The organism is Devosia sp. XGJD_8, assembly GCF_046614475.1.
Lineage (GTDB): Bacteria > Pseudomonadota > Alphaproteobacteria > Rhizobiales > Devosiaceae > Devosia.
The window spans coordinates 2,952,625-2,979,539 of record NZ_JBKJHF010000001.1; the positions used below are offsets into that span (position 1 = coordinate 2,952,625).

Annotated in this window: 29 protein-coding genes; 19 read left to right on the forward strand and 10 right to left on the reverse strand. The window is 63.9% G+C overall.

The window, feature by feature from the left end:
• The first annotated feature begins 17 nt into the window (after nucleotides 1-17).
• Entirely contained in the window at nucleotides 18-947 is a 930-nt protein-coding gene (locus ACLI1C_RS14100) for an aminotransferase class IV (protein WP_411397731.1), read from the forward strand.
• Nucleotides 944-1,675, forward strand: a complete 732-nt coding sequence (locus ACLI1C_RS14105; protein ID WP_411397733.1) for a hypothetical protein — start codon at nucleotides 944-946, stop codon at nucleotides 1,673-1,675. Before ACLI1C_RS14100 ends, ACLI1C_RS14105 begins: the two co-directional genes overlap by 4 nt.
• A gap of 61 nt (nucleotides 1,676-1,736) precedes the next feature.
• Here the strand turns inward: ACLI1C_RS14105 and ACLI1C_RS14110 are convergent, their stop codons facing one another.
• Nucleotides 1,737-3,530, reverse strand: coding sequence for a methyl-accepting chemotaxis protein (locus tag ACLI1C_RS14110; RefSeq protein WP_411397734.1), 1,794 nt, complete (start codon nucleotides 3,528-3,530; stop codon nucleotides 1,737-1,739).
• Complete coding sequence (locus tag ACLI1C_RS14115) at nucleotides 3,527-3,835, reverse strand: hypothetical protein (protein ID WP_411397736.1); 309 nt, start codon at nucleotides 3,833-3,835, stop codon at nucleotides 3,527-3,529. The genes ACLI1C_RS14110 and ACLI1C_RS14115 overlap by 4 nt, the downstream gene beginning before the upstream one ends.
• Nucleotides 3,836-4,201: 366 nt before the next feature.
• Here ACLI1C_RS14115 and carB point away from each other — a divergent pair, with 366 nt between their 5' ends.
• The 3 genes from carB to ACLI1C_RS14130 all read left to right on the forward strand — a co-directional run bounded on the left by carB (nucleotide 4,202) and on the right by ACLI1C_RS14130 (nucleotide 9,697).
• Nucleotides 4,202-7,516 (forward strand): carbamoyl-phosphate synthase large subunit, encoded by a 3,315-nt coding sequence (gene carB, locus ACLI1C_RS14120; protein WP_411397738.1) that lies wholly within the window; start codon nucleotides 4,202-4,204, stop codon nucleotides 7,514-7,516.
• Between the two features lie 164 nt (nucleotides 7,517-7,680).
• On the forward strand, nucleotides 7,681-8,721 hold the full coding sequence (locus tag ACLI1C_RS14125; RefSeq protein ID WP_411397740.1) for a transporter substrate-binding domain-containing protein: 1,041 nt from the start codon (nucleotides 7,681-7,683) through the stop codon (nucleotides 8,719-8,721).
• 181 nt (nucleotides 8,722-8,902) lie between these two features.
• Entirely contained in the window at nucleotides 8,903-9,697 is a 795-nt protein-coding gene (locus ACLI1C_RS14130) for a phytanoyl-CoA dioxygenase family protein (protein ID WP_411397742.1), read from the forward strand.
• Nucleotides 9,698-9,734: 37 nt separating this feature from the next.
• On the opposite strand, the gene ltaE is transcribed toward ACLI1C_RS14130, so the two are convergent.
• Together ltaE and ACLI1C_RS14140 are read right to left on the reverse strand one after the other, a co-directional pair.
• Nucleotides 9,735-10,757, reverse strand: coding sequence for a low-specificity L-threonine aldolase (ltaE, locus tag ACLI1C_RS14135; RefSeq protein WP_411397744.1), 1,023 nt, complete (start codon nucleotides 10,755-10,757; stop codon nucleotides 9,735-9,737).
• Nucleotides 10,758-10,817: 60 nt separating this feature from the next.
• A complete protein-coding gene (locus ACLI1C_RS14140; RefSeq protein WP_411397745.1) occupies nucleotides 10,818-11,822 on the reverse strand; it encodes a methyltransferase in 1,005 nt (334 codons plus the stop codon).
• A gap of 505 nt (nucleotides 11,823-12,327) precedes the next feature.
• Here ACLI1C_RS14140 and ACLI1C_RS14145 point away from each other — a divergent pair.
• Nucleotides 12,328-12,537, forward strand: a complete 210-nt coding sequence (locus tag ACLI1C_RS14145) for a cold-shock protein (RefSeq protein WP_332691596.1) — start codon at nucleotides 12,328-12,330, stop codon at nucleotides 12,535-12,537.
• Nucleotides 12,538-12,718: 181 nt separating this feature from the next.
• Nucleotides 12,719-13,222, forward strand: coding sequence for a hypothetical protein (locus ACLI1C_RS14150; protein ID WP_411397747.1), 504 nt, complete (start codon nucleotides 12,719-12,721; stop codon nucleotides 13,220-13,222).
• 3 nt (nucleotides 13,223-13,225) lie between these two features.
• On the opposite strand, the gene proC is transcribed toward ACLI1C_RS14150, so the two are convergent.
• From proC to ACLI1C_RS14170, 4 genes are all read right to left on the reverse strand, one after another.
• On the reverse strand, nucleotides 13,226-14,050 hold the full coding sequence (gene proC, locus ACLI1C_RS14155; RefSeq protein WP_411397749.1) for a pyrroline-5-carboxylate reductase: 825 nt from the start codon (nucleotides 14,048-14,050) through the stop codon (nucleotides 13,226-13,228).
• The gene (locus ACLI1C_RS14160) at nucleotides 14,047-14,547 is read right to left on the reverse strand and encodes a YbjN domain-containing protein (RefSeq protein WP_411397751.1); all 501 of its coding nucleotides are present in this window, start codon (nucleotides 14,545-14,547) and stop codon (nucleotides 14,047-14,049) included. The genes proC and ACLI1C_RS14160 overlap by 4 nt, the downstream gene beginning before the upstream one ends.
• A gap of 270 nt (nucleotides 14,548-14,817) precedes the next feature.
• On the reverse strand, nucleotides 14,818-15,540 hold the full coding sequence (locus ACLI1C_RS14165; RefSeq protein ID WP_411397752.1) for a metallophosphoesterase family protein: 723 nt from the start codon (nucleotides 15,538-15,540) through the stop codon (nucleotides 14,818-14,820).
• Complete coding sequence (locus ACLI1C_RS14170; protein WP_411397754.1) at nucleotides 15,541-15,795, reverse strand: accessory factor UbiK family protein; 255 nt, start codon at nucleotides 15,793-15,795, stop codon at nucleotides 15,541-15,543.
• Nucleotides 15,796-15,907: 112 nt separating this feature from the next.
• Between ACLI1C_RS14170 and lgt the strand changes: the two genes are divergently transcribed.
• The 9 genes from lgt to pth all read left to right on the forward strand — a co-directional run bounded on the left by lgt (nucleotide 15,908) and on the right by pth (nucleotide 23,288).
• Nucleotides 15,908-16,741 (forward strand): prolipoprotein diacylglyceryl transferase, encoded by an 834-nt coding sequence (gene lgt, locus ACLI1C_RS14175; RefSeq protein WP_411397756.1) that lies wholly within the window; start codon nucleotides 15,908-15,910, stop codon nucleotides 16,739-16,741.
• Complete coding sequence (locus tag ACLI1C_RS14180; protein WP_411397758.1) at nucleotides 16,738-17,817, forward strand: class I SAM-dependent methyltransferase; 1,080 nt, start codon at nucleotides 16,738-16,740, stop codon at nucleotides 17,815-17,817. Before lgt ends, ACLI1C_RS14180 begins: the two co-directional genes overlap by 4 nt.
• The gene (pgeF, locus tag ACLI1C_RS14185; RefSeq protein ID WP_411397759.1) at nucleotides 17,814-18,584 is read left to right on the forward strand and encodes a peptidoglycan editing factor PgeF; all 771 of its coding nucleotides are present in this window, start codon (nucleotides 17,814-17,816) and stop codon (nucleotides 18,582-18,584) included. Before ACLI1C_RS14180 ends, pgeF begins: the two co-directional genes overlap by 4 nt.
• Nucleotides 18,585-18,699: 115 nt before the next feature.
• Complete coding sequence (locus ACLI1C_RS14190) at nucleotides 18,700-19,632, forward strand: ribose-phosphate pyrophosphokinase (protein WP_411397760.1); 933 nt, start codon at nucleotides 18,700-18,702, stop codon at nucleotides 19,630-19,632.
• A gap of 83 nt (nucleotides 19,633-19,715) precedes the next feature.
• Nucleotides 19,716-20,075 carry a YciI family protein gene (locus tag ACLI1C_RS14195; protein ID WP_411397762.1) on the forward strand — a complete coding sequence of 120 codons (360 nt, stop codon included), beginning with the start codon at nucleotides 19,716-19,718 and terminating at the stop codon, nucleotides 20,073-20,075.
• 89 nt (nucleotides 20,076-20,164) lie between these two features.
• On the forward strand, nucleotides 20,165-20,515 hold the full coding sequence (locus tag ACLI1C_RS14200) for a YciI family protein (protein WP_411397763.1): 351 nt from the start codon (nucleotides 20,165-20,167) through the stop codon (nucleotides 20,513-20,515).
• On the forward strand, nucleotides 20,515-21,750 hold the full coding sequence (locus ACLI1C_RS14205) for an RNA polymerase sigma factor (protein WP_411397765.1): 1,236 nt from the start codon (nucleotides 20,515-20,517) through the stop codon (nucleotides 21,748-21,750). Before ACLI1C_RS14200 ends, ACLI1C_RS14205 begins: the two co-directional genes overlap by 1 nt.
• A gap of 126 nt (nucleotides 21,751-21,876) precedes the next feature.
• Nucleotides 21,877-22,512 carry a 50S ribosomal protein L25/general stress protein Ctc gene (locus ACLI1C_RS14210; protein WP_411397766.1) on the forward strand — a complete coding sequence of 212 codons (636 nt, stop codon included), beginning with the start codon at nucleotides 21,877-21,879 and terminating at the stop codon, nucleotides 22,510-22,512.
• Between the two features lie 74 nt (nucleotides 22,513-22,586).
• The gene (pth, locus tag ACLI1C_RS14215) at nucleotides 22,587-23,288 is read left to right on the forward strand and encodes an aminoacyl-tRNA hydrolase (protein WP_411397768.1); all 702 of its coding nucleotides are present in this window, start codon (nucleotides 22,587-22,589) and stop codon (nucleotides 23,286-23,288) included.
• Between the two features lie 3 nt (nucleotides 23,289-23,291).
• On the opposite strand, the gene ACLI1C_RS14220 is transcribed toward pth, so the two are convergent.
• Nucleotides 23,292-23,768, reverse strand: a complete 477-nt coding sequence (locus tag ACLI1C_RS14220; protein ID WP_411397770.1) for a MarR family winged helix-turn-helix transcriptional regulator — start codon at nucleotides 23,766-23,768, stop codon at nucleotides 23,292-23,294.
• Between the two features lie 94 nt (nucleotides 23,769-23,862).
• Between ACLI1C_RS14220 and ACLI1C_RS14225 the strand changes: the two genes are divergently transcribed.
• Nucleotides 23,863-24,180: an antibiotic biosynthesis monooxygenase gene (locus ACLI1C_RS14225; protein WP_411397771.1), complete on the forward strand. Its 318-nt coding sequence runs from the start codon at nucleotides 23,863-23,865 to the stop codon at nucleotides 24,178-24,180.
• 93 nt (nucleotides 24,181-24,273) lie between these two features.
• Nucleotides 24,274-25,371, forward strand: a complete 1,098-nt coding sequence (gene ychF / locus ACLI1C_RS14230; RefSeq protein WP_411397772.1) for a redox-regulated ATPase YchF — start codon at nucleotides 24,274-24,276, stop codon at nucleotides 25,369-25,371.
• A 281-nt stretch (nucleotides 25,372-25,652) separates the two neighbouring features.
• Here the strand turns inward: ychF and ACLI1C_RS14235 are convergent, their stop codons facing one another.
• Complete coding sequence (locus ACLI1C_RS14235) at nucleotides 25,653-26,207, reverse strand: AAA family ATPase (protein WP_411397774.1); 555 nt, start codon at nucleotides 26,205-26,207, stop codon at nucleotides 25,653-25,655.
• 176 nt (nucleotides 26,208-26,383) lie between these two features.
• Here ACLI1C_RS14235 and ACLI1C_RS14240 point away from each other — a divergent pair, with 176 nt between their 5' ends.
• Entirely contained in the window at nucleotides 26,384-26,881 is a 498-nt protein-coding gene (locus tag ACLI1C_RS14240; protein WP_411397776.1) for a hypothetical protein, read from the forward strand.
• Nucleotides 26,882-26,915: the final 34 nt, after the last annotated feature.

Below are 26,915 nucleotides of genomic sequence, written 5' to 3' on the forward strand. Positions count from 1 at the left end.
CTTGTGATGGTGCTGGAATGGCTTACGGCGTGCATGCCTATGTGGATGATCCGCGCAATGCGGATATCCTGATCGCGGTCAACGACACGCTGGCGCCGCGCGCCCAGGCCGTGGTTTCCGTCTTCGACTCCGGCTTCGTGCTGGGCGACGGCGTATGGGAAGGGCTGCGGCTGCACCGGGGCGGGATCCCCTTCCTCTGGGCGCATCTGGAGCGGCTCTATGAAGGCGCCAAGGCGCTCGATTTCTCCATCGGCCTCACCCCCGACGCCCTGGTCAAGCGCATCTTCGATTGCCTGGCCGCCAATGGCATGACCGACGGCGTCCATATCCGGCTGATGGTGACCCGTGGCATCAAGGCGACGCCCTATCAGGACCCGCGCGTCACCATCGGCGACGCCACGATCGTGATCATTCCCGAATACAAGGCCCCCTCGCCCAAGCCGGACGGCATCAGCCTCTTCACCTCGACCATCCGCCGCACCGCGCCGGACATGCAGGACCAGAAGCTCAATTCCCACTCCAAGCTCAACTGCATCCAGGCCTGCATCCAGGCAGCCAAGGCCGGCGCCGACGAGGCGCTGATGCTCGATCCACAGGGCTTCGTCGCCACCTGCAACTCCACCCACTTCTTCATCGTACGGCGTGGCGAGCTCTGGACCTCGACCGGCGACTACTGCCTGGGCGGCATTACCCGCGGCAATATCATCAGGGTCGCCGAGGCGGCGGGAATCACCGTGCGGCAGAAGAACTTCTCGCTGACCGATGTCTATGGCGCCGACGAGGCCTTCGTCACCGGCACCTTTGCCGGGCTGACTGCCGTGCGCGAAGTGGATGGCCGCCGCATGGGTCACCCGCTGACCGGGCCGGGGCCGATTCCCGGCGAGCTGACGCTGCGCCTCCAGGACCTCTACCGCGACCTGATCGAACGGGAGATCTACCCGCCATGAGTGAACCCATCCGCCGCATCGCCATGTGGTCCGGCCCGCGTAATTTGTCGACCGCGATGATGCGTGCCTTCTCCTCGCGCCCCGACTGCGCCGTCAGCGACGAGCCCTTTTACGCCGCCTACCTGGCCGCCACCGGCATCATCCACCCGATGAACGAGGCCGTTTTGGCGAGCCAGCCGCAGGACCCGCAACGCGTCGCCGCCGACATGCTCGGCCCGGTGCCGGGCGGCAAGCCGGTCTGGTACCAGAAGCACATGGCCCACCACATGATCGAGGGCTTTCCGCGCGACTGGATGGATGGCGTGACCAATGTCTTCCTGCTGCGCCGCCCCGAGCGCGTGCTCGCCTCCTATGCGCAGAAGCGCGAGGACGTGACGCTGCGCGACATAGGCTTTGCCGAGCAGGCCGACCTGTTCGACCGCGTCGCCGACCGGCTGGGCCACGCCCCGCCGGTGATCGAGGCCGAGGATGTGCGTCGCGACCCGCGCCAGGCGCTGACCGCGCTCTGCACCGCCATCGGCCTGAACTTCACCGATGCCATGCTGGGCTGGCCCAAGGGGCAGCACCCCGACGACGGGGTCTGGGCCCCGCACTGGTATGGCGCCATCTTCAACACGACGGGATTTGCCCCGCCGGAGGAGACAGCGCCAGACCTGCCGGGGCATCTGCTGGCCATCGCCGAGGAAGCGCGGCCGTTTTACGAGCGGATGGCGGCGCATAAGGGGTAATTGGCAGCCAGGCGCGTTCGCCCATGGCTTCAACGTCGGTCGCTGCAGGCCCCTTCGCCCGTTAGAACTCCGACCAGTCTTTGGACACTGCTGCATTGCCGTGGCTCAAGTAGGCGCTGGCGGTATTGCGCAGGGTGCGGACGTCCTTGGCGGATTTGGTTAGCGGAACGGGCGCGCGTGCTGGCCGGGTTCCGGCGTCGACCTTGAATCCCTGCACGATGGTATCGAGTTCCCCGGCCTGTGCCTCAGTCTGTTCGATGGCCGCGTTGGTTTGTTCCACCAGCGCAGCATTGTGCTGGGTCATCTCGTCCATCAGCCGGACGGCCACGGTGACCTCTTCGATGGCAGCAGCCTGCTCGCGGCTGTCGCGCGCTATGCCTTCCATCAGGCCGGTATTGGCCCTGGCGGCATCAAGCATGGCGCTAAGCTTGGCAGCGGCCTCGGCCACGAGCTTGGTGCCTGAGCCCACTTCGCCGGCCGAAGCGTCGACCAGGAGCTTGACGTCGGCGGACGCCTGGGCGGCCGATTGAGCCAAGCGGCGCACTTCCACCGCGACCACAGCAAAGCCCGCTCCCGCCTCGCCAGCCCGCGCCGCTTCGACCGAGGCGTTGAGGGCGAGCAGGTTGGTCTGGAAGGCAATGTCGTCGATCAGGCCAATAATGTTGGAGATCTTGGACGAGGACTGGGTGATGCGGGCCATGGCCTCGGTGGCCTGGCTCATGATCAGCCCGCCCTCTTCGGCGGTCCGGCTGACCGCGCCGGCATTGGTATTGGCATCGCGAGCCCGGTCGGCGTTCTGCATGACCGTGGTGGCAAGCTGCTCCATGGCCGCCGAAGTCTGCTCGATGGTGGCGGCCTGCTTGGTGGTGCGCTCGGACAGATCATTCGCGCCGGCCAGAATTTCGCCAGTGGCGGTGCGCAGGCCGTCAATAGCCACCCCCAGCGACGACATGACCGAGGCCAGTTTGTCGGCCAAAGCATTGGTATCATGCTGGAGGGCGGCAAAGGCGCCCTGGTATTGACCCGTCATGCGCACGCTGAGATCAGAATTGGCGAGCCCAGCCATGACCTGAGCCGTATCGCCCACGCTTTCGCCCACTGTCTCAATCAGCAGGTTGATCGACTGGGCAAGATTGACCAGCGCCGGATCATCATAATTGGCCGCGATGCGGGCCGAGAAGTCGCCGTCAATTGCCGCATCGACGGCGCGATTGAAGTCGACCGAGAGCTGTTCCATTGTCCGGGCGCGTTCCTGTCGGCGCGCCTCGGTGGCATGCTCTACTTCATCGGCCAGTAACTCTGCCTCACGGGCGCTGACCTGGGCCTGCTCGGACCGCAATTCGGAAATGGTCAGCAACTGGCGGGTATTGATGGTCATCCAGACGAGGCCGCCCGCTTCGATGACCAGGATGACGGCATGCATCAGCACACGCGGAAAACCGCCGCCGCCATAAAAGACCAGGTCAGGCAGCAGCATGCCCAGTGCAAGATGGTGCACCGCGACCAGCGCCGCGCCGAGCAGGATCGCCTTGGCGTCATAAAGCAGCGCGCAAACCGCCAGCCCCGCGAAGAATGCCATGTGGATATCGGTCTGCAGCGGCATGCCGCGCGCGGCGACCAAGAGAGCCATGACCTCGGCCATCATCACGGCGACAGCCATGTAGCGGAAGGCTGCCGACTGCCGGCTGAAGGCATAGGTGGCGATAAGCGCGGCAAAACCGAAGCCCGCCAGCAGGCTGCCGGTGCCGAATTGGCCCTGGAACAGGAACTCTGTCAGCACCGCAATGGCGGTCATCAGAGCCGATAATCCGGCAACCGCAATGGTGGCACGGCTGCGAATAGTCTCAAGGGTCATGTTGTCTCCGGCCTGGTCTCAGGCGCGCAAAGCCCGGTTGCTTTAAGGAAGAAGAGAGCGCCCAGGGTGCGGGCCCGCTGCTGGAATTCGGTGTCGGCGGCATAGACGACCACCACATTGGGCAGTCTCGTGGGCGCCACCATGAGACCACCGGCCTCGTGAATGATGGCCCAGGCGGTCGATTCGCTGGTGAAGGGTGAAAAGGCCACGGCCATTTCACCGCGAGCCGGAGCCGCCATGGTTATTCCCACCGATAGCGCGACCGCCACGGCAGAAAAACCCAGCGCAGGAATGAGCTCGCGCACCGACCGGCCTCCCCCGCAGTGTGCCTGCGGTTTGTTGTTGGCGTGGAATTTAGTCTGCAATGCTTAGGATTCAGTAACCATGCGGCGGCGATGGCCGCTCCACGCTCGCATGGGCCTCGCTGCTTGTGGCCAGGCGGCAATCGCCCCCTTCCCTTCCATGGCCCTTTCCGCTAGACAGCCCACCTAACCACCATGTCTGGACCTTCCACCGCGCCGCAGCGCTCAGTTGCTGCGCGGTTCGCTGCGAGACAGGTGCTGTCCGGGCGATTCTTCCCTCGCCTGCGACTCGGAGCGCTCCCAGGAAAAGTGGCAACCACTTTTCCGGTTCGGGAGCGTGACAGTGATAGACACAGTTGAGCGAGCACCATGCCAAAACGTACCGACATCAAATCGATCCTCATCATCGGTGCGGGTCCGATCATCATCGGGCAGGCCTGCGAGTTTGACTATTCGGGCACCCAGGCCTGCAAGGCGCTCAAGGAAGAGGGCTACCGCATCATCCTGGTGAATTCGAACCCGGCGACGATCATGACCGATCCGGACCTGGCCGATGCGACCTATATGGAGCCCATCACCCCCGAAGTGGTCGCCAAGATCATCGAAAAGGAACGCCCCGATGCGCTACTGCCCACCATGGGCGGCCAGACGGCGCTGAACTGCGCGCTCAGCCTGCGCAAGATGGGCGTGCTGGAGAAATTCGGCGTCGAGATGATCGGCGCCACGGCCGAGGCCATCGACAAGGCGGAAGACCGCGAGCTGTTCCGCGACGCCATGAAGAAGATCGGGCTCGAAACCCCCCGCTCCATGCTGGCACATAACACGATCGAGGCGCTGCAGGCGCTCGAGGTCATCGGCCTGCCCGCCATCATCCGACCCAGCTTCACCCTGGGCGGCACCGGCGGCGGCATTGCCTATAACCGTGAAGAATACCTGGCCATCTGCGAAAGCGGCATCGACGCGTCCCCGACCAATGAAGTGCTGGTCGAGGAAAGCGTGCTGGGCTGGAAAGAGTATGAAATGGAGGTTGTCCGCGACAAGAAGGACAACTGCATCATCGTCTGCTCGATCGAGAATATCGACCCGATGGGCGTCCATACCGGCGATTCCATCACCGTCGCGCCGGCCCTGACGCTGACCGACAAGGAATACCAGATCATGCGCGACGCCTCGCTGGCGGTGCTGCGCGAGATCGGCGTCGAGACCGGCGGCTCCAACGTGCAATTCGGCATCAACCCGGCCGACGGGCGCATGGTGGTCATCGAGATGAACCCGCGCGTGTCGCGCTCCTCGGCGCTGGCCAGCAAGGCCACCGGCTTCCCGATCGCCAAGGTCGCCGCGCGCCTGGCCGTCGGTTACACCCTCGACGAGCTGGACAATGACATTACCGGCGGCATGACCCCGGCATCGTTCGAGCCGACCATCGACTATGTCGTGGTCAAGATCCCGCGCTTTGCCTTCGAGAAGTTCCCCGGCTCCGACAACCGCCTGACCACCTCGATGAAATCGGTGGGCGAGGCCATGGCCATCGGCCGCACGTTCCAGGAAAGCCTGCAGAAGGCCCTGCGCAGCCTCGAGACGGGCCTGACCGGCCTCAACGAGATCGGCATTCCCGGCCTTGGCGAAGGCGAGGACAAGAATGCCATCAAGGCGGCGCTCGGCACCCCGACGCCGGACCGGCTGTTGCATGTCGCCGAAGCCATGCGCCTGGGCATGAGCGTCGAGGACATCCACGACGCCTGCAAGATCGACCCGTGGTTCCTCGAGCAGATGCTGGGCATTGTCGAGACCGAAGCCAAGGTCAAGCAGTTCGGCCTGCCGCAGGAAGCCGAGACGCTGCGCTCGCTCAAGGCCATGGGCTTTTCCGACAAGCGCCTGGCCCAGCTCGCCAATCTCAAGCCAACCGACGTGCTGAAGCTCCGCCACAGCCTCAATGTCCGGCCGGTCTTCAAGCGCATCGACACCAGCGCGGCCGAGTTCGCCTCGCCAACCGCCTATATGTATTCGACTTACGAGACGCCCTTTGCCGGCGGCGGCGTGGCCGACGAGGCGCGCCCGAGCGACCGCAAGAAGGTGGTGATCCTGGGCGGCGGACCCAACCGCATCGGCCAGGGCATCGAATTCGACTATTGCTGCTGCCATGCGGCCTTCGCCCTCAGCGAAGCGGGCTATGAAACCATCATGGTCAACTGCAACCCCGAGACGGTTTCCACCGACTACGACACCTCCGATCGCCTCTATTTCGAGCCGCTGACCGAGGAAGACGTCATCGAAATCCTCCATACTGAAAAGCAGAACGGCACGCTGCATGGCGTGATCGTGCAGTTCGGCGGGCAGACGCCGCTGAACCTGGCCGAGGCCGTCCTCAAGGCCGGCGTGCCGATCCTGGGGACGCAGCCCGACGCCATCGACCTGGCCGAAGACCGCGACCTGTTCAGCAAGCTGCTCAACAAGCTGGAGCTGACCCAGCCCAAGAACGGCATCGCCTATAGCCTGGAACAGGCCCGCCTCGTCGCCGAGCGCCTGGGCTATCCGCTGGTGATCCGCCCCTCCTACGTGCTGGGCGGCCGCGCCATGGCCATCGTGCATTCGGCCAACGAGTTCGAGCGCTATGTGCAGGACACGCTGACGGGCCTCGTGCCGCCCGACATCCTGCAGCGCTACCCCAATGACAAGACCGGCCAGATCAATTCGGTGCTCAGCGACAATCCGCTGCTGTTCGACGCCTACCTCTCCGGCGCCACCGAAATCGACGTCGACGCGCTCTGCGACGGCAAGGACGTCTTCGTTGCCGGCATCATGGAGCATATCGAAGAGGCCGGCATTCACTCGGGCGACAGCGCCTGCTCGCTGCCGCCACAGAATCTCGGTCCCGAGATCATCGCCGAACTCAAGCGGCAGACTACGGAGCTGGCCTTCGCGCTCAAGGTCGGCGGGCTGATGAACGTGCAATATGCGCTCAAGGACGGCGTGATCTACCTGCTCGAGGTCAATCCGCGCGCCTCGCGCACGGTGCCCTTCGTCGCCAAGGTGATCGGCCAGCCCATCGCCAAGATCGCCAGCCGCATCATGGCGGGCGAGAGCCTGGCCAGCTTCAACCTGGTCGAGCGCAAGTTCAGCCATATCGCCGTCAAGGAAGCCGTGTTCCCGTTCAACCGCTTCCCCGGCGTCGACACCGTACTGGGGCCGGAAATGAAATCGACCGGCGAAGTCATCGGCCTCGATACCGATTTTGCCATGGCCTTTGCCAAGTCGCAGATGGGCGCCGGCTCCAAGGTGCCGCAGTCCGGGGTGGCCTTCATCTCGGTGCGAGACGAGGACAAGCAGTATATCGTCGACATGGCCCGCCACCTGGTCGAGGGCGGCTTCACCATCCTCGCCACCGGCGGCACGCAGAAATACCTGGTCGAGAACGGCATTGCCGCCACCAAGATCAACAAGGTGCTCGAAGGCCGCCCGCATATCGTGGATTCGATGAAGAATGGCGGCGTGCAGCTGGTGATCAACACCACCGACGGCATGAAGTCGATCAGCGACAGCCGCGACATCCGCCGCACCGCCCTGCTCAGCCGCATCCCCTACTACACCACCATCGACGGCGCCCTGGCCGCGGTGGAGGGCATTGTGGCGCTGCAGAATGGCAACCTGACGGTCCGCCCGCTGCAGAGCTATTTCGCAGCGTGACCTGACACATCCTCAGTCCATCTCACGGATGGACTGAGGCCTCTATTTAGCAACTTTTTCACCCATGACCGCTAGCGTGCACATGCATTGCCGGGGGCATCATGATTATTTCGCGAAAACTATTGGCGTTAATTTGCGCCGCGCTCGTTTTACTTACCGGTCATTTGACGACAGCCACAGCGCAGGACGCTGCCGCGGAAGGTGCGGCAACTCCGGTTACCGTAGGCATCTATCTCAGCCCGCCCTTCATCATGCGTGCGGGCGACAGTTATTCAGGCCTCGCCTTCGAGCTTTTCGAGGATATAGCCCGGCGCGGCAGCCTCTCCCCGACCTATCAGCCCTATGCCACGCCGCGAGAACTGCTTGCTGCCGCGGCGGCCGGTCAGATCGATCTGGCAGTGGGCAATCTAACCATCACGCGCGAGCGCCTTGCCGCACTGGACTTTACGGTCCCCTGGCATGACGGCGGATTGCGCATCCTGGTCAATGCCAGCGATGCCCTGCACCTGGGCAGTCTGCTCGGCGAACTGGGCGACGCCGGACACCTGCGCGCCTTTCTCTGGCTGGGCTTCTTCATTGTCGCCGCCACCATCCTGCTCACCATATTCGACCGACGGTTCGACCCGCACTTCCCGCGCCGCTGGTTCGACGGGCTGGTCGAGAGCTTCTACCATGTCATGTCCATCACCACGTCGGGCAAGACATCGCGCAAGATGATGTTCGGCGCCTTTGGCAGGCTGTTTTCCGCCTTCTGGCTGGTCTTCGGCGTTGCCGTGCTGGCCTATGTCACCTCATCGGTCACCAGTGTGATGACGGCAGCGGCTGTCGGCAACGAGATCAAGGAGATCAGCGACCTGCGTGACCGTACCGTGGGTGTGCTCGACGGTGGCACTTCCGAACTCTATGCCCGCTCCATCGGCCTTTCCATCCGCGCCTATGGCTCTCTTGAAGAGGCCGAAGCTGGTCTTCGCGCCAAGGAGGTCGACGCCGTCATCGCCGACTCCATGGCGCTGGAATACTATGTGCACCACATGGCCGATGCCGGCCTTGAGGTTGTCGGACCGCTCTTCGACCCCGAGAAGTTCGGCTTCGCCGCGCCGCAGGGGAGCCCCTTGGTCCGTCCGGTTTCGCTCGATCTGCTGGCGGCTCATGAGGATGGCACGACACAGCAGCTGCGCGCCCGCTACCTCGGCGTGGAGCATTGAGGCAACGGGGTTGACGGCGATAGCCCGCTCAATATGCTGGGTGGCATCATGATGATGATCCAGTCCAACAAATTCGCTGTGTTCCTCGGCGCCTGACTGGCGCCCCCGACGGGCACTCGTTGAGCGGCTAACCGCTCGATTCGGCCGCCATGGGCGGTCACGCGAACTCATGGACTTTCCAATGCCTGGCACTTTGCCCGCGCTCTCCGCAGCGCAGATCGACGCTTTCATCACCGATGGCTTTGTCCGCATCGACAATGCCTTCCCCCGCGACCTGGCCGACCAGGGCCGCGCCATCCTCTGGGCGGCCACCGGCTGCGACCCCGACAATCCCGCCACCTGGATCCAGCCAGTGGTCCGGCTCGGGGAGTTTTCCCAGCCGCCTTTCCGCAATGCCGTCAACTCGCCAGCGCTCCGGGCGGCCTATGACCAGCTGGTTGGTGCAGGCCGCTGGCTGCCCCGCGGTGGGCTCGGGACCTTCCCGGTGCGCTTCCCCTCGCCAGTCGATGCCGGCGATACGGGGTGGCACATCGATGTCAGCTTCGGCCACGAGGCGCCGGATTTCCTCGACTGGCGGGCCAATGTCTATTCGCGTGGCCGCGCATTGCTGATGCTGTTCCTGTTCTCCGATGTGGAGGAGGACGACGCCCCGACGCGCATCCGGCCGGGCTCGCATCTCGAAGTCGCCCGCTACCTGGCCCCGGCGGGCGAAGCGGGACGATCGCTCCGCGACATGCTCACCGACCGGCCGGACTGGTTCGACACGGGCCGTGAGGCCTTGGCGACGGGGCCCGCGGGCACAGTCTATCTCTGCCACCCCTTCCTCGTGCACGCGGCGCAAGGGCATCGCGGCAAGACGGTCAAGTTCATGGCCCAGCCGCCGCTACTGCCAAGTGAGCCGCTGGAGGTCGACAGGGCGGACGGCAATTACTCGCCGGTGGAGCTGGCCATTCGCGTGGCGCTGGACAGCCAGTAGAGAAGCGGCGGGCGGGAGACAATCCCGCCCGCCCTGATCAAGCGGCCCGGAAAAACGTCGCCACTTCGGCGAGCGCGCCATCGACCATGGCGTCGTCCACGTCGAGATGGGTGACCCAGCGCTGCTGGCCATAGCGGCCGGTGAGACCGACGCCGCGCGACACCAGGAAATCGGTAAAGCGCTGGCCGGTCTCCGCCTCCATGTCCACGAAGATGATATTGGTATCGGGCATGGTGACCGTGAGCGCCGAATGGGCCGCGAGGCCCTCCGCCAGCCGCTTGGCACGGCGGTGATCATCGGCCAGGCGATCGATATGGTGGTCGAGCGCATAAAGGCCGGCCGCAGCCAGGATGCCGGACTGGCGCATGCCCCCGCCGAGCATCTTGCGGTGGCGCCGGGCGGTGTCGATAAGGTCCTGCCGGCCGATCAGCACCGAGCCGACCGGGGCGCCGAGCCCCTTGGAGAGGCAGATCGAGACGCTGTCGAAGGGCGTCGTGAAGGTCCTGATATCGACGCCCAGCGCGACGCAGGCATTGAAGGCACGGGCGCCATCGAGATGCAGGCCCAGCCCATGCCGCTGCGCAATCCCGGCAACCTCCACCATATAATCCATCGGCAGCACCTTGCCGCCGAATGTGTTCTCGAGCGCGATGACCCGTGTGCGGGCAAAGTGATTGTCGTCGGGCTTGATGGCCGCTTCGATCTCGCCCGGGTCCAGCGTGCCATCGCTCTGATGCGCAACGGGCTGCGGCTGGATCGAGCCCAGCACGGCCGCGCCGCCGGCCTCGTTGACATAGAGATGGGCCTTCTGGCCGGCGATGAATTCGTCGCCGCGGCCGCAATGGCTCATCAGCGCCAGCAAGTTCGACTGCGTGCCGGAGGGCACGAAGATCGCCGCGTCCTTGCCGAGCATTGCCGCCATGCGCTGCTCGAGCCGGTTGACCGTGGGATCATCGCCGAAGACGTCATCGCCCACCTCGGCTTCGGCCATGGCAGCGCGCATGCCGGCAGGGGGACGCGTGACGGTATCGGAACGGAAATCGTAGCGGATGGTATTCATAAGCAGCACTCTTGGACCGAAGCCCACTTGTGCCAAGACCATGCTGCTTTGCCTAGGCTTTTAGGCGGCGACGTCGCCGCCATCGCTCTGCCCGTCATTGGCGGCCGTCAGCTCCAGTGGCGGTTTGCGCACGACGATCAGCATGCCGGTGATCGGTGCACCACGATCAAAGCGCAGCACGGCAGTCTCGAAGCGCAGGATCTCGAGGCCCGCCAGGACCAAGGCATCACGTGTTGCATCCACGCCATGGGCGTAGCGCAGCGAAGGGCGCAGGAAGAGCGGCTCGGGACCGTCATGCGCCTCGAGCGAGAAAGCGACCAGCCCGCCCGGCTGGAGGGCCGGCACGAGCGCGGTCAGGATCGGCTGCAGCGCACCGCAATAGATGAAGACGTCGGCGGCGGTCACCAGGTCGGCATCGGCGCGGCGCCCATTGAGGGTCGCGACCAGTTCCGCCTTTTGCAGGCTGTCATAAATGCCCTTGCGGGCCGTTTCGGCGATCATGGCCGCCGAGATGTCGACACCTTCGAGATAGGTGGCCTTGGCGCGCAGCTTTTCACCCATCAGGCCGGTGCCGCAGCCCAGATCCAGTGCCCGGGTGAAATTTTCGATGCCGAGCCGGGCCATTTCGGCCTGCACCAGGTCATCGAGCAATTCGGGAACCCGGTAGCCCAGCCGGTCGACGAGAGCCCGCTCGAATTGCGGTGCATACTGGTCGAACAGGGCTTCGACATAGCTAACGGCGGTGCCGTCCGAGGCGACGCCGGCGCCATGCGCGGCCAGCTTCAGCCCGGCGCCGAATACGCCGTTATCGTCCAGGGCCTCAAGGTGCCGCCAGGCCGAGATGGCCCCAGCGACATTGCCGATCTTTTCGCAATATTGTCCGAGCAGGTCCCAGCCTGCGGCCCAGTCGGGGGTGATCTCAAGAGCCTGCTGCATGAGGTCGGCCGCGGCCGCGTGGTCGCCGCCCTCCGCCAGCATCCCGGCATAAGCCGCGCGACGATCGGCGATCACGTCGCCGGAAGAATGAAACGCCTTGGTCAAGACGAAGAGATCTCTGGAGGTCACCAGGCGGCTCGCCTAGCGGGCGGGGTTTGCCGCAAATCCGGTCGGAAAGCAAGCAGGCTTGTGGGGCCAGAAAATCAGGGGTGCGACGACAGGGCGGGTTTCCTGCGCACCGATTTGCGGTATTGTAACCCTGTCAGGCCGGACACCTTGGTGCCCGGCCTCGACAAGGCGCCCGCGGCGCAGCACGGCAACGACAAGTTCCGTCTGCCGGTCGCGCGTCGGCGCCGGGCCACCACGGCTCGGTGCAAATACTTGACGAAGCTGTATTTTCCCCTGGCAGAACCTGTGTTCTCGCCGGGCGATTTGTCATGTCTAAACAGATATTGAACACGCCATTTTTTCGGGCTACCTTCGCCTGATCGAATATTGCGGCCGACCGATCTGATCCTGCGAATTCCATTCGCGCCTGCTGACGTCACTTTCCGATATTTCGATATCAACCAGTCCTGGGCCAATAGTGGCCCGGACCGCCTACCAGCAGCGACTGCACGAGGGAACGCGCATCATGGCAACTGGCACCGTAAAGTGGTTCAACGGTCAAAAAGGTTATGGCTTCATTCAGCCCGACGAAGGCGGGGCGGACGTATTCGTCCACATCTCCGCCGTTCAGCGCTCGGGGCTGAATGGTCTCGATGAGGGCCAGAAGGTCAACTACGAGATCGTCAAGGACAAGCGGACCGGCAAGTCCGCCGCCGACAATCTGACTGCGGCCTAGGCCCCGGTCAAACAGACACGAAAGGGCGCGTCCAACTTGGAGGGACGCGCCCTTTTTCTTTGGCAAGCCGCCTATGCATTGACCGGGCAGCCAGGTTGTTGCCGCCCATTGGATCAATGTTTATTAAAGCCTGGGGCAATGTGCGGCGGGCCGAAGCAATGGCGTCATATCTGTGAATGCGGTGAGCAAATCCCGCGCTGCGGGCGAGACCGTAGCGGCCAAGCTGGCTCATGCCAAAACCCTCATCGGAAAGCGGGATTTCGACGCCGCCGTGCGGCTTTATACTGACCTGCTGCAAACCGATCTGCCCGCCGACCTGCGCAGCGAGGTCGAGACCAACCTGGCCGTGGCGCTGTGCACGCTCGCCCAGCTCCCCGATGTCTCGAAGGATATTGCGCTCAGCCAGCTCGACCAGGCGCGGGAGCTGCTGAAAGCGGCGCTCAAGCATCGCCGCAAGACGACAGCCCCTCTGGATTGGGCTTCCTGCCGCGCCAATCTCGCTCTGGTCTATATGGCCCGCTATGGGGTGACCCGGAACGAGAACGACGTTCTGGCCGCCCATCTGGCACTGGATGGGACCGAGGAGGTGCTCAAACAGCGCGGGGAGACTGACCTTGTGGGCTGGGTCTCTGCGATCCGGGACCATTTGCTGGAATTGCGCGACCGCCGCGCCCGTCGCCGCTGACGGTCAGCCGCGCCCGAGTTCCTCGCTGCGCTGCCGGGCCGCCGCAACGGTGCGATCGATAAGCTCCGTCAACCCGTTGTCGCCCATCAGCACGGCAAGGCCGGCCGCCGTGGTCCCGTTGGGTGACGTCACGTTCTGCCGCAGCACCGCCGGCGTAGCCGGATCAGCCTCCAGCAAGGCAGCCGAGCCGATGACGGTCTGGCGGGCCAGCTGCTCGGCAATGGCATCGGGCAGGCCCTGCGCCTTGCCCGCAGCGGCCAGCGCTTCGACCAGATGGAAGACATAGGCCGGTCCGGAACCGGACACAGCCGTCACGGCGTCGAGCTGGCTCTCGTCGTCAAACCACACCACCGGACCCGCCGCGCGCAGCAGCGCCTCGGCATTGTCACGATCCTGCGCATTCACCTCGGGACCGGCCACCGCGCCGGTAATGCCCTTTCCGATCTGCGCCGGAGTGTTCGGCATGGTGCGCACCACCCGCCCCATGCCCAAGCCACGCGACAGGCGCGCAATATCGATGCCGGCAGCAATGGAGATGGCCAGCGTCTGCGGCCCCACGACCGGAGCGAGTGTCGCCATGACCGTGTCGGCGATCTGCGGCTTGACCGCCAGCACCAGGACATTGGGCTGCAGACCGACCGCTTCGCTATTCAGCGTAAGCCCATAATCCTCGGCCAGGTCACGGGCCGCATCGCCGGGATTGGGATCGACCAGCAACAGATTGGAGGGCGGCAGGCCGGCATCGAGCCATCCACGGGCCAGCGCCAGCCCCATCTTGCCGGCGCCGACCAGCATGACCGGACCGATGCTGCGCAGGGCCGCACTCATGCCTCGCCCACCGTTTCGAACATGACATGGCTGAGCGCATCCGCCGCCGTCTTGCCAGCCCAGACCACGAACTGGAAGGCCTGGTAGTAGAGGTCGCAGCTGTCGGTCGCAGAGCGGAGCAAGGCCTCGCATTGCTGCGGCGACACATCGGCGCCCCCGGTCAGCAGGTGCGAATTTCGGAACAGCACCACGCCTTCCTTGTTCCAGATGTCGAAGTGGCCGATCCACAGCTGCTCATTGATCAGCGAGATCAACTGCTTGATTTCCGTGCGTCGGCCTTCGGGCACCTTGAGATCAAAGGCGCAGGCGATGTGGAGGCTTTCGAGGTCTTCCATCCAGTTGAAGGAGACGTGGTAGTCGCTCCAGCCGCCGCGCACCGAGATCGAAATCTCGTCGGCATCCTGTCTCTCGAAGGACCAGTCGTTGATCGAGGCGATATGCTCGATAATGTCCACCGGATGGACATTGCGATCGGGCTCGACTTGCAGAAGTGACATCGACGGGTTCCGTCCTGGCAACGCGTGAATTCGAGTCATGCGGCCCGAAGGGCCGGCAATGTTGGGTACTCAAGGAACTGGCCGCACGCACAAGGGCTTACGAATCGTCCTGATGATTTGACCCTACACCGCCCCACTGATTCAGGGGACGCGACGCGGACCTAGGACGGCATTCTCTTGTGGATGATCGGACCGGCAGGGTTAACGGAGCGTTAACGGCAGCAGCTTTGCCACCAGCAAAACTGGCCCAAAACAGGGCAATTCACCTGATCAGGAGAGGCTTTCGGGCCCGACCCAGCCATTGGTGAGGGACTGCGCCCATTGCGGAAAGCCATTTGCAGCCGCCAGCCGAGCCGCTTCGGCATGATCATAGGGCACGGCAAGCAGGTTGGTGTGCCAGCCCGAAGGCCGACGCTCGATGATGGCATATCGCGCATCGGGCGAACCGTGCACCAGTTGCATCCCCACCGAGCCCGGATTGACGATCAGGCGCCCGTCGAGCAGCCGCAGCGAGCGGGGAATATGGGTATGGCCGCACAGCAGCACGGGGTAGTCGAAGCCGCCGGCCAGCGCTGCGACCTGCGCCTCGCCGGGGACGGTGGTCGTCCGACCGCTATAGAAGGTGTCAAGCCAGGGCGTCTCGTCATCGGCCGGGGTGCCGTGACACAGAAAGACCGCATCGGAATGGGCCGCCGTCGCCGGAAGGCCGGCCAGCCAGTCAAGCTGGGAAGGGTTCAGCTGCGCGCGCGCAAAGGCGTCGATGGCGCCCGAGCCGCGCAGGGACAAGTCGACTGTCCAACGATCGTGATTGCCCCGGACGGACAGGCCACCCAGCGCCATCAGCCGTTGGGCTGTACCGGCCGGATCGACCGGTCCACTGACATTGTCACCCAGGCTCAAGACGGCATCCACGCCATGGCGCACTATGTCGGCCAGCACGGCGTCAAGCGCCAGGGCATTGCCGTGGATGTCCGAGATAACGGCGACACGCAATTAGCTGGCTTTGCCCTTGCCACCTTGGAGCGCAGCCAGTTCCTTGCGCAGCGCATCGATTTCCTCGCCCTGCACCTGAACCAGTTCGCGCAGCGCGTCGAAGTCCTCGCGCTTGACCAGGTCCATATCGGCTACCAGCCGCTGGGCCTGCGACTTGACCGCGGTCTCGACTTCACGACGGACGCCGTCGGCAACGCCAGCCGCCTCGTTCATCAATCGGCCCAGATCATCGAAGATCCTGTTGTTCTGGCTCATCGCACACACCCACTTGGTTTGGCCCTGTAAGCCACTACTTAGGTCACACCGCCCGACTTGACCAGAGAGGCCGAAGCGGCAATGGTCCGGCCGATTGCCGCAGGAGCCGCTATTGCCCTTCCCCAATATTGATCCCATCGCCTTTGCCATCGGCCCCTTTGCGGTGCGCTGGTATGCGCTGGGCTACCTGTTCGGCGTCGGTCTCGGCGCCGCCTATGGCTATCTGCTGCTGGCCAATAGCCGGCTCTGGCACAAGGGCGAACCGCCTTTTGCGGCCAAGGATATCTGGGACTTCGCCTTCTGGACCATGCTGGCCATCGTGCTCGGCGGCCGCGTCGGCTATGTGCTGTTCTACAACTTGCCCTACTATCTCGCCAATCCGGGCCAGATCATCAACACGCTTGATGGCGGCATGTCCTATCACGGCGGCATGCTCGGGCTGATGCTGGCGGTGGTGCTGTTCACGCGCTTCAAGGGCAATGGCAACTGGCTGAGCGGGCTCGACCTCATCGCCTCCGTCTCGACCATCGGCATCTTCCTCGTGCGCATCGCCAACTTCATCAATGCCGAACTCTATGGCGCGCCGACCACCCTGCCCTGGGGCGTGGTCTTCCCCACCGACCCCGAGCAATTGCCGCGCCACCCCAGCCAGCTCTATGAGGCCGCACTTGAGGGCCTGCTGCTGTTCCTGCTCATTCGCGTGGCAACCCACGTCTTCTATGCGCTGCGCCGACCCGGCATGGTCGCCGGTATCTTCGGGGTGGGCTACGGCCTGTCGCGCATCGCGGTGGAATTCGTGCGCCTGCCCGACAGCCAGATCGGCTATCTCTTTGGCGGCTGGCTGACCATGGGCATGGTGCTCTCGATTCCGCTCGTGCTGGCCGGGCTGGGCCTGATCGCCTATGCGGCCACCCGCAAAGAGAGCGCACTGCGGGCTCCGGCATGACCGACGCCCCCACCCTGCCCGAACTGATCGACATGCAGATCCGCACCAGCGGCCCGATGTCGATTGCCAGCTATATGGGGCTCTGCCTCACCCATCCGTCCAAGGGCTATTACAAGAGTGCGGACCCCCTTGGTGCCAAGGGCGATTTCGTCACCGCGCCGGAAATCAGCCAGATGTTCGGAGAGCTGCTGGGCTTCTTCTGCGTCAACGTCTGGCAGCAGATGGGCAGCCCCAAGGCCTTCACCCTGCTCGAGCTTGGGCCGGGCCGCGGCACGCTGATGGCCGACATGCTGCGCGTCGCCTGCCGCGCCGAAGGGTTTCGCGATGCGTTGGACCTGCGGCTGTTCGAGACCAATCCGGCGCTGATTGCCGAGCAGAATGCGCGACTGGAAGCATATGGTCCGAAATGGATCGATGCCTTCGAAAAAGTCGGCGATGGCCCGCTCCTGGTTGTGGCCAACGAGTTCTTCGACGCCCTGCCCATCCGCCAGTTCGTCCGCATGGACGATGGCTGGCACGAGCGCATGGTGGGCCTGAGCGAGGGCCGCCGCAGCTTCGGGCTCAACCCGACGCCGATCCCGCCCGGAGCGATGCCCGAAGCCGTTGCCGATGCCGCGCCCAACAGCGTATTCGAGGTGGGGCTGGCCAATGGCGAGGTGATGAAGCGGCTTGCCAGCATCGTTTCGACCCAGGGCGGGGCTATCCTTGCCGTGGACTACGGTTATGCCCGCACCCAGACCGGGGAAACCCTGCAGGGCGTGCGCCGGCATCAATATGCCGATGTGCTGGATGCGCCGGGTGAGACCGATCTCTCCGCCCATGTCGACTTCGAGGCTCTGGGCAATGTCGCTGCCAAGGCAGGTTTGGCTGTGCAACCGCTGGCGACGCAGGGGGATTTCCTGACGCGGCTGGGCCTTAACGAACGCGCCAAGGCACTGAGCGCGGCCAATCCGGGTTCATCTGCCGACATCGCTGCCGCCAAGGCGCGGCTGGCGGAGCCCGGGCAGATGGGGGAGCTGTTCAAGGCCTTCTGCGCCCACAGCCCCGGCCTGTTCCCGCCAGGCTTTGCGCCATGACCGTGCCTTTCGAACAGAGCGAAGCGCTTGCTGCCATGCCAGCGCTGCGCCATGGCTTTTTCGGCCGCCAGGGCGGGCATTCGGAGGGCGAATTCGCCTCCAACAACATGTCCATTGCGCTGGGCGACAAGCCGCACCTGGCCGAGGCCAACCGTACCGGAGCGGCCCAGGCGCTGGGCTATCTGCGCCAGAACCTCTATCTGCTCAAGCAGGTGCATTCCCCCAGTGTGCGCGTGCTGACCGACTATCCGGACAATGACGTGCCGGTCGAAGCCGACGCCATGGTGACCCGGCTGCCGACACTGGCGCTGGGCATCCTCACCGCCGACTGCACACCCATCCTGCTGGCCGACGAAGAGACCGGCGTCATAGGGGCCGTGCATGCCGGCTGGCGCGGCGCAGTGGACGGCATCATTGGAAACACCGTCGCAGCGATGACCGGGCTCGGCGCCGCTCCAGCGCGCATCGTCGCCGTCATTGGCCCCACCATCAGTGGCGACAATTACGAGGTCGGCCCGCAATTCATGACCGAGTTTGTGGCGCTGCAGCCCGATGGCTGGCGCTATTTTCACGTGCCGCCGGGCAAGCGCACGCATTTCGACCTGCCCGGTTTCGTCGAGGGGCAATTGCGGGCCGCCGGTATCGGAACGGTGGACCGGGTCGGTGGCTGTACCTATGCCCATCCCGACCGCTATTTCTCCCATCGCTACGCCACCCACCAGGGCACCAAGACCGGCCGCCAGATCGCCATCATCGGCCTGACGTAATTCTTTACCCTTCATCCATTTGTTGCGTTGCGCGGCCGGAGGGGACTCGCTAAAGCTGCCCGCGAAACTGGATACCCCCGCCGCCCGGGGCGTAGTTGAGACAGGATCGCGCCCCATGAAGCTGGTGACCGGCAACTCCAACCGTGCCCTTGCCCAGGCCGTCGCCAGCTACCTCGAGCTTCCTCTCACAGATTGCACGGTCAAGCGCTTCGCGGACAAGGAAGTCTATGTCGAGGTGCATGACAATGTGCGCGGCGAAGACGCCTTCATCCTGCAGTCGACGAGCTTTCCGGCCAACGACAACCTGATGGAACTGCTGATCCTGATCGATGCGCTGCGCCGCTCGTCGGCCCGGCGCATCACCGCGGTCATCCCCTATTTCGGCTATGCCCGGCAGGACCGCAAATCGGCGCCGCGCACCCCGATCTCGGCCAAGCTGGTGGCCAATCTCATCACTGAAGCCGGCGCCAACCGCGTGCTGACGCTCGACCTGCACGCCGCCCAGATCCAGGGCTTTTTCGATATCCCCACCGACAACCTGACTGCCGCCCCCGTCATGGTGCGTGACATCCAGGACAATTATGACGTCAAGAATGTCATGATCGTCTCGCCCGACGTTGGCGGCGTGGTCCGGGCGCGCAATGTCGCTGGCCGCATCGGCGCCAACCTGGCCATCGTCGACAAGCGCCGTCCCCGCGCCGGCGTCAGCGAAGTGATGAACATCATCGGCGATGTCGAGGGCCAGACCTGCATCATGATCGACGACATTGTCGACAGTGGCGGTACGCTGGTCAACGCTGCCGAAGCGCTGCTGAATGCCGGCGCCAAGGAAGTCTCGGCCTACCTGACCCATGGCGTCTTGTCCGAGGGCGCCGCCGAACGCATCGCCGCATCCAAGCTCAAGGAACTGGTGGTGACGGACTCGATCGAAGAGACCGAGGCCCAGCGAAATGCCGGCAATATCCGCCGCATGAGCATTGCCCCGCTGATCGGCGAGGCCGTTGCGCGGACGGCCAGCGAGCAGAGCGTGTCGAGCCTGTTCGACTAATTTCCCCCCTCGCCGTCGAAATCGCCGATCCTCGCGCGACATTGCCTTGAAGGGCTATGCTGCCCGCAACGAGGAGACGCGCGATGAAGTTCATGCTGATGCTGTATGCCGACGAAAAGGCGGGCGCCGCCATTCCCCAGGCCGAGATGGCCAAGGCCATGCAGCAGATGTCGGCCTACCAGCACACATTGGAAAAGGCCGGCGCCTTTGTATCGACGGCCGCCCTTGGCATGACTGAAGATGCCCGCACCATCACCAGGTATGACGGCGAGCTCAAGGTGCATGACGGCCCTTATGCGGAGACGCGCGAGCAGCTTGGCGGCTATTTCATGATCGAGGCACCTGACATGGCCAAGGCGATCGAACTGGCAGCCTTGTGCCCGGCGGCGGCCTGGGGTCCCATCGAAATCCGCCCCTTCCACCCCGGTTACGGGCCCGACTGACAATTTTGCGTCGAAAAGTCGAAAGCCGTCATGGCGCACCGACATTGCTGCATCGGAGCATGATGCGCCGACCATGAAAGGAAAACGCGATGCGCTACATGATGGTCATTCACAACGACGACGAAGCCCTGGCCAATGCCAACCAGCAGCAGCTCTGGGCCGACTACGCCGCCTTCAACCAGGCTCTCGCCAAGGCGGGTGCCGGCTTCACCAGCGGCGAACGGCTGCAGCCCGGCAAGGACGGCACCATCGTGCGCAGCCGCGCCGGCAAGACCGATGTGCTCGATGGCCCCTATACCGATACCAAGGAGCAGTTCGCCGGCTACTTCTTCATCGACGTGGCGACGCTGGAAGAGGCGGTGGAATGGGCCAATCGTTGCCCCAGCTCCCGTTTCGGCACCATCGAGATCCGCCAGGTTGTGGACGCTGGCAAGAACTGATGGACGATGCGGCGCGCCAGACTGCCGAGCAGGTTGCCCGCGCGAGCTATGGGCGCCTGCTCGCCTTTCTTGCCGCCCGCACCCGCGACGTGGCGGGCGCCGAAGATGCGCTGGCGGAGGCCTTCGCCAGCGCACTCAAGACCTGGCCGGAGCACGGCGTTCCGGCCAATCCCGATGCATGGTTGCTGACTGTCGCCCGACGCCGCCAGACCGACGCGGTCAGACGACGGCAGACCCGCACCGCCGGAGAGGGACATATCCAGCTCATGACCGAAGAACTTGCGGAAGCCGCTGCCAACCCTGACGCCATTCCGGACCGGCGACTGGCCCTGATGTTCGCCTGCGCCCACCCTGAAATCGAGGCCGGCATGCGCGCGCCGCTGATCCTGCAGACCATCCTGGGTCTCACCGCTATCGATATCGCCGCGGCCTTCCTCATACCGCCGGCCACCATGGGCCAACGCCTCGTCCGCGCCAAAGCACGCATCAAGGAAGCCGGCGTCCCATTCGAAATACCCGGGCGGGAGTCCCTTGCCGAGCGGCTCGACGCCGTCCTGGGCGCCATCTATGCCGCCTATGCCAAGGGCTGGACCGAGATCGGCGATGCGACGGCCGAGCGGCTGGCCGACGAGGCCATCTGGCTGGGGCGGCTGGTGGTGTCGCTGCTGCCCGAAGAGCCGGAGGCCAAGGGCATGCTGGCCCTGATGCTCTATGCCGAAGCGCGACGGGAAGCCCGGCGCGATGGCAGCGGCGCCTATGTGCCCCTCGAGGCCCAGGACATTGCCCTGTGGGACGAGCCACAGATCGTGAGCGCCGAAGCGCTGCTGCGCGATGCCAATGCACATGGCCCCACCGGGCGCTACCAGATCGAGGCGGCCATCCAATCGGCCCATGTCGCCCGGCGGATCAGCGGGCGTGCCAACTGGGATGCCGTGGTGGCGCTCTACGACGTGCTGCTGCGCCTGACGCAATCGCCGGTGGTCGTGCTCAACCGGGCTGCCGCCGTGATGGAGGTTGAAGGTCCCGAGGCCGCTTTGGCCAGCCTCGACACGATCGCCACCGACCGGCGCATGGCGGACTACCAGCCCTACTGGGCTGCACGGGGCCACCTGGCGGCGCGCGCCGGCCGCAAGGCGGAGGCGCATGAGGCGCTGACCCTGGCCATGGGCCTGGCCACCGACGAGGCCGTGCGACAATATCTGGCGGCCCAGCGCAACAAGCTGCAGGACGGCTAAACCCTTCCCGCTTGCCCCTCCCGCCCCTTTCGGCTATAGCCCCGCTCATGAAGCGCTCGTCACCCCTGGAGGACGGGCGCGTATGCTGTTGTAGTGACGCATACACCAACCAGAATGGATATTTCCATGGCTGCGACTACAAAGGTGCTCAAGGCACAGGCGCGTGAGGGAGTGGGCAAGGGGGCCGCTCGTGAACTGCGCCGTCAGGGACTCGTTCCTGCAGTTATCTACGGTGACAAGAAAGCCCCCGTCACCATCGCCCTCGCCTACAAGGATGCGCACAAGTACATCTATGCTGGCGGTTTCCTGAGCCACATCATCGAACTCGATGTGGACGGCACCAAGCATCGCGTGATTCCGCGCGACTACCAGCTTGATCCGGTCAAGGACTTCCCGATGCACGTGGACTTCCTCCGCGTCGGCAAGGGTTCCAAGCTCAACGTCCAGGTGCATGTCAACTTCATCAATGAAGAAGCCAGCCCGGGCCTCAAGCGCGGCGGCACCCTGAACATCGTGCACCATACGCTCGACCTGACCGTCGATGCGGACAACATCCCCGAGGAAGTGACCGTCGATCTGACCGGTCTCGATATCGGCGACACCGTCCACATCTCGTCGATCAAGCTGCCTGCTGGCGCCGTCGACCACAGCCACGAAGAAGACGTGACCATTGCCACCATCGTCGCCCCGTCGGCTCTCAAGTCGGCTGGCACCGAGGATGAGGCTGAAGAAGCAGGCGAAGCCGAGCCCAAGGCCGAGTAATCGTCCTTCTGCCGTCTTTCTGCTAAGAGTTCGAGGCGGCCTTCGGGCCGCCTCTTTCGTTTCTGGAGTTCGCGATGAAGCTGCTTGTCGGCCTGGGCAATCCCGGCAACCAATATGAAGGCAATCGCCACAATATCGGCTTCATGGCGCTCGACGCCATTGCACGCGAGAACGGGATCACCCAGTTCCGCTCCAAGCATGCGGGCAGTCTGGCCGAAGGGACGATCGCCGGCGAGAAGGTGATCCTGCTCAAGCCGCAGACCTTCATGAACCGCTCTGGCGACAGCGTCCAGCAGGTCGCCAAATTCTACAAGATCGAGCCGGCCGACATCATCGTCTTCTATGACGAACTCGACCTTGCGCCGGGCAAGGTGCGGGTGAAGATCGGCGGCGGCAATGGCGGGCACAATGGCCTGCGCTCCATCGATCCGCAGATCGGGCTCGACTACAAGCGCGTCCGGCTGGGCATCGGCCATCCCGGCAAGGAATATGTGACCAACCACGTGCTGGGCGACTTCGCCAAGGCTGACCAGGACTGGCTGGCGCCCCTGCTCGAGGGCATCGGCAAGCATGCCGACATGCTGATCAAGGGCGACGACAGCGGCTTCATGAACAAGCTGGCGCTGGCAACCCGGGCCGCCGACGAACCAGCTGCAAAGCCGGCCCCCAAAGCACAGAGCCACATCAGGCAGGCGCGTCCCGCCAAGCCGCAGGCCAAACTGCCCGAGACGGGTCCGATGGCCAATATGCTCAAGAAACTCTTCGGTAGTGAATAGACGTCACGACGTCCCGGCGTCGTCACCGACCCGGCGACGGTGATGCTCCCGCAGCCGGCCGAGCATCGAGACCAAGTCGGACATCTCGGTCTGGCTCAGCGGTGCAAATGCAGCCGCCTGCGCGCGCTCGAGCGCTCCCGCCAGTTCTTCAAGCCTCGCCTCGCCGACTGATGTCAGCGTGATGATGTTCTGCCGCCGGTCGGTGGGATCAACAGCGCGCGATACCGTCTTGTCCCGCTCAAGCTGATCAATGGCCGCCACAATATCGCTGCGATCGACGCCTGTGCGGCGCGACAGCTCTGCCTGGCTCTGCGGGCCAAAGGCCTGAAGCGTCGCCAGTACCGCAAAGTGATTGCGATGAGCATCGAGCCGTTCGAGCGCCTGCGCTGTACTGCGCGTCACCATCAATGCGACCTGCGACAGCAGTCGCGAGGGCTGCGCGTCGAGAAGCGGGGCAATTTCGATATCGGTCGGATCCATGGCCCATATCATAGCCGATATTCGTTGACAGGACCAACGATCCAATATTGATTGGTATTGCCAACGTTGGCGCAACCAACCAATAGGAATTCTCATGGCCGCCGTTTTTCGTATCGACAGTTTTCAGGTTCCCTCCGCAGCACTGCCCCAGTTCCGCAGTGCCGCGCAACGCTCCCTGGTCGTGCTGCGCAGCCAGCCCGGTTTCGTGCGCGACCAATGGTTCGAGCGGATCGAGGGCACGGGCCGCTTCAACATCGTGACACTTGTCGAATGGGAGGATGCTTCATTCCTGCCAGTCGCAGGCGCCGCCGTACGAGCCAGCCATGAGGGCGCAGGCTTTGACCCAGAGGCCTTTGCAACCCAGCACGGCATTGACCAGAGCAAGGCCGTTTATTCCGCTTATCCGGCCTGAACGGCGAAAGGCCTGCTACACAAGCCCACCGAGTGCATTGACTTATGCGGCTCGACCGCCGATGTGGTGACCAACAGTTTCCGGAGCATCCCCATGGGTTTCAAGATGGGCATTGTCGGCCTGCCGAATGTCGGCAAGTCGACCCTTTTCAATGCACTCACACGCACCGCCGCCGCAGCGGCAGCGAATTTTCCGTTCTGCACCATCGAGCCCAATGTGGGTGACGTGCCCGTGCCCGACGCGCGGCTGCAAAAGCTCGCGGCAATCGGCAAGTCGGTGAACGTGCTGCCGGCTCGTATGAGTTTTGTCGACATTGCCGGGTTGGTGAAGGGCGCATCCAAGGGTGAGGGCCTGGGCAACCAGTTCCTCGCCAATATCCGCGAATGCGACGCCATCGCCTATGTGCTGCGCTGCTTCGAAGACGGCAACATCATCCATGTCGCCAACAAGGTCGATCCGCTGGCCGACGCCGAAGTGGTCGAAACCGAGCTGATGCTGGCCGATCTCGAAAGCCTCGAGAAGCGCCGCACCGGCGTCGAGAAGAAAGCCAAGGGCAATGACAAGGACGCCAAGGTCACGCTCGACCTGATCGACCGCTCGCTCGTGCTGTTGCGCGAGGGCAAGTCAGCCCGCTTCGTCGAGCGTTCAGCCGAAGAAGAGAAGGCCTTCCAGGAGCTGCAGCTGCTGACGTCCAAGCCCGTGCTCTATGTGTGCAATGTCGACGAGGGCTCGGCCGAGCACGGCAATGAGATGAGCAAGGCCGTCGAAGCCTATGCCCATGCCAATGGCGCTGGTGTCGTCATCATCTCGGCAGAAATCGAGAGCCAGCTGGCACAGCTCCCCGATGCCGAGCAGGCTGAATATCTCGAAAGCCTGGGCCTGCACGAAGCCGGCCTCAACCGGCTGATCCGCGAGGCCTATGCCCTGCTCGGCCTGCAGACCTACTTCACGGTCGGTCCCAAGGAGACGCGCGCCTGGACTATCCACAAGGGCGACAAGGCCCCGGCCGCGGCCGGCGTCATCCACTCCGATTTCGAGCGCGGCTTCATTCGCGCCCAGACCATCGGCTACGAGGACTTCATAACCCTGGGCGGCGAAGTCGCAGCCAAGGAAGCCGGCAAGGCCCGCGACGAAGGCAAGGAATATGTCGTCAAGGACGGCGACGTCATGCTGTTCAAGTTTAATACTTAGGACCGGCCGCTTCGCGGCAAAATCGCTCCAGTGGAGCGATTTTAGGTCCTAAGGCCATGAGACCTATGGTCGAATGGCCCAGATGCACCGCGAGCACGGACTCTTCAGCCAGCCCAACCATCGTTTTCGTCGCCATACCTAGGGTGGACCCCGGCCTTCGCCGGCATGACATCGCGTGGTCGGGGCGGCTGAATCCGACCCCATTTCCGCCATTTGTCGTGGATGCACCGTACCCAAAACCTGCCACGCACAGCCAACGCTCCAGCGATGTCAGAGTGAGGTCATCGGAACTCAAGGTCGCCAGGCAGATCGTAATTTGCCAACTCCTCTTCCGTGGGAGGTTCGAAGAGTTTTGACCACCTACGCAAGTCTGTCCGTGAGATTTCGAAGGTATCGGCTGGACGCGCGGCATTCCGGGTTGCGACCCTGTCCCAGAGCTCCTGAAACGGGACATCAAGGAAGCAGAGGACGACCCGTGCACCAGCGGCGCGAGCTTCTTCTCGGCAGGTATCGCGCTCTGCCCGTGACCACACTCCCCAATCAACGACAACGCTACAGCCAAGGCGAAGCACTTGCAGCGCGACTTGCCATTGCAGTTGCTCCACTCGGCCTCGGCAAGGTCCAAGTTCGGCTTCCGGCGTCGAGATTCCGGGGTAAAGCCTGTGCATCCAGTCGTCTCCGGTCAGACGGAGGGCAGGTACTTCATGCTCAATGATTTTAGCGAGGGAAGTTTTGCCGGAGCCGGGCAGGCCGCAGGTCAGATAGAGTGTGGGCATTGGAAATCTCTGATCAGGGTATGGACGGTTGCTGCGTCCCGCACTTCTGCGTGACTGCACTTGGCTCGATGCCACAGGTCGCGGCTGATCAGATGTTTGTTGCCATGCCTAACTTTGGGTCGGCATCACTCTAGGGTCAAGACGGCAAGTTTGGATCGCATCAAACGTAACATGCCTCGAGGAACAGACCGGCACCCCAGACATTGAGGGAACATCCCACTGCCTTGGAGGAAGACATGTTCCGATTCGCTGCGTTGGTCTTTGTCGCATCATTGAGCATAACGCCGGCCGCGTTGGCTCAGGTCAGCGGCGGATGGCAACCCTACCTGGACAGCGCCTATGGCTTCTCGGCGGCACTGCCACTGGGTGCCTTCGAGGTCGTCGAAGCGGAAGGGACACCTGGGATGGCTCTTCGGGAAATCGGTGGGCAAGCCACCGTGAACCTCTACGGTGGCCCCGCGCAAGGAATGACCAGGGAGGCACTGGAAGACCGGCTAGAAACCGGTGCGCAGCTCAGCACCACAACTTATAGGGCCGGGGGTGACTCCTGGTTTGTCCTTTCCGGTTTCTATGGCGGGGAGAGGAAGGATACGATCTTTTATACGAAGGTATTGTTCTCGTCCGATCACCAGACCTTCTCGGCCTTCGAGATCACCTTCCCTGCACGGGATAAGCCACGTTTTGAAGCGTTGGTGGAGCACTTCGAAGACAATTTCACCCGTCCCAGGCCTTAGCCGGGACCAGCGCGACCACTAGAGGATCAGCATC

What these genes read in the sequence shown, in the direction of transcription:
- ACLI1C_RS14100 (WP_411397731.1), top strand. Translation starts at nt 18, where the DNA reads ATGGCTTACGGCGTGCATGCCTATGTGGATGATCCGCGCAATGCGGAT.
- ACLI1C_RS14105 (WP_411397733.1), top strand. Translation starts at nt 944, where the DNA reads ATGAGTGAACCCATCCGCCGCATCGCCATGTGGTCCGGCCCGCGTAAT.
- ACLI1C_RS14110 (WP_411397734.1), bottom strand. Translation starts at nt 3,530, where the DNA reads ATGACCCTTGAGACTATTCGCAGCCGTGCCACCATTGCGGTTGCCGGA.
- carB (WP_411397738.1), top strand. Translation starts at nt 4,202, where the DNA reads ATGCCAAAACGTACCGACATCAAATCGATCCTCATCATCGGTGCGGGT.
- ACLI1C_RS14130 (WP_411397742.1), top strand. Translation starts at nt 8,903, where the DNA reads ATGCCTGGCACTTTGCCCGCGCTCTCCGCAGCGCAGATCGACGCTTTC.
- ltaE (WP_411397744.1), bottom strand. Translation starts at nt 10,757, where the DNA reads ATGAATACCATCCGCTACGATTTCCGTTCCGATACCGTCACGCGTCCC.
- ACLI1C_RS14145 (WP_332691596.1), top strand. Translation starts at nt 12,328, where the DNA reads ATGGCAACTGGCACCGTAAAGTGGTTCAACGGTCAAAAAGGTTATGGC.
- proC (WP_411397749.1), bottom strand. Translation starts at nt 14,050, where the DNA reads ATGAGTGCGGCCCTGCGCAGCATCGGTCCGGTCATGCTGGTCGGCGCC.
- ACLI1C_RS14160 (WP_411397751.1), bottom strand. Translation starts at nt 14,547, where the DNA reads ATGTCACTTCTGCAAGTCGAGCCCGATCGCAATGTCCATCCGGTGGAC.
- ACLI1C_RS14170 (WP_411397754.1), bottom strand. Translation starts at nt 15,795, where the DNA reads ATGAGCCAGAACAACAGGATCTTCGATGATCTGGGCCGATTGATGAAC.
- ACLI1C_RS14180 (WP_411397758.1), top strand. Translation starts at nt 16,738, where the DNA reads ATGACCGACGCCCCCACCCTGCCCGAACTGATCGACATGCAGATCCGC.
- pgeF (WP_411397759.1), top strand. Translation starts at nt 17,814, where the DNA reads ATGACCGTGCCTTTCGAACAGAGCGAAGCGCTTGCTGCCATGCCAGCG.
- ACLI1C_RS14190 (WP_411397760.1), top strand. Translation starts at nt 18,700, where the DNA reads ATGAAGCTGGTGACCGGCAACTCCAACCGTGCCCTTGCCCAGGCCGTC.
- ACLI1C_RS14195 (WP_411397762.1), top strand. Translation starts at nt 19,716, where the DNA reads ATGAAGTTCATGCTGATGCTGTATGCCGACGAAAAGGCGGGCGCCGCC.
- ACLI1C_RS14200 (WP_411397763.1), top strand. Translation starts at nt 20,165, where the DNA reads ATGCGCTACATGATGGTCATTCACAACGACGACGAAGCCCTGGCCAAT.
- ACLI1C_RS14205 (WP_411397765.1), top strand. Translation starts at nt 20,515, where the DNA reads ATGGACGATGCGGCGCGCCAGACTGCCGAGCAGGTTGCCCGCGCGAGC.
- ACLI1C_RS14210 (WP_411397766.1), top strand. Translation starts at nt 21,877, where the DNA reads ATGGCTGCGACTACAAAGGTGCTCAAGGCACAGGCGCGTGAGGGAGTG.
- pth (WP_411397768.1), top strand. Translation starts at nt 22,587, where the DNA reads ATGAAGCTGCTTGTCGGCCTGGGCAATCCCGGCAACCAATATGAAGGC.
- ACLI1C_RS14220 (WP_411397770.1), bottom strand. Translation starts at nt 23,768, where the DNA reads ATGGATCCGACCGATATCGAAATTGCCCCGCTTCTCGACGCGCAGCCC.
- ACLI1C_RS14225 (WP_411397771.1), top strand. Translation starts at nt 23,863, where the DNA reads ATGGCCGCCGTTTTTCGTATCGACAGTTTTCAGGTTCCCTCCGCAGCA.
- ychF (WP_411397772.1), top strand. Translation starts at nt 24,274, where the DNA reads ATGGGTTTCAAGATGGGCATTGTCGGCCTGCCGAATGTCGGCAAGTCG.
- ACLI1C_RS14240 (WP_411397776.1), top strand. Translation starts at nt 26,384, where the DNA reads ATGTTCCGATTCGCTGCGTTGGTCTTTGTCGCATCATTGAGCATAACG.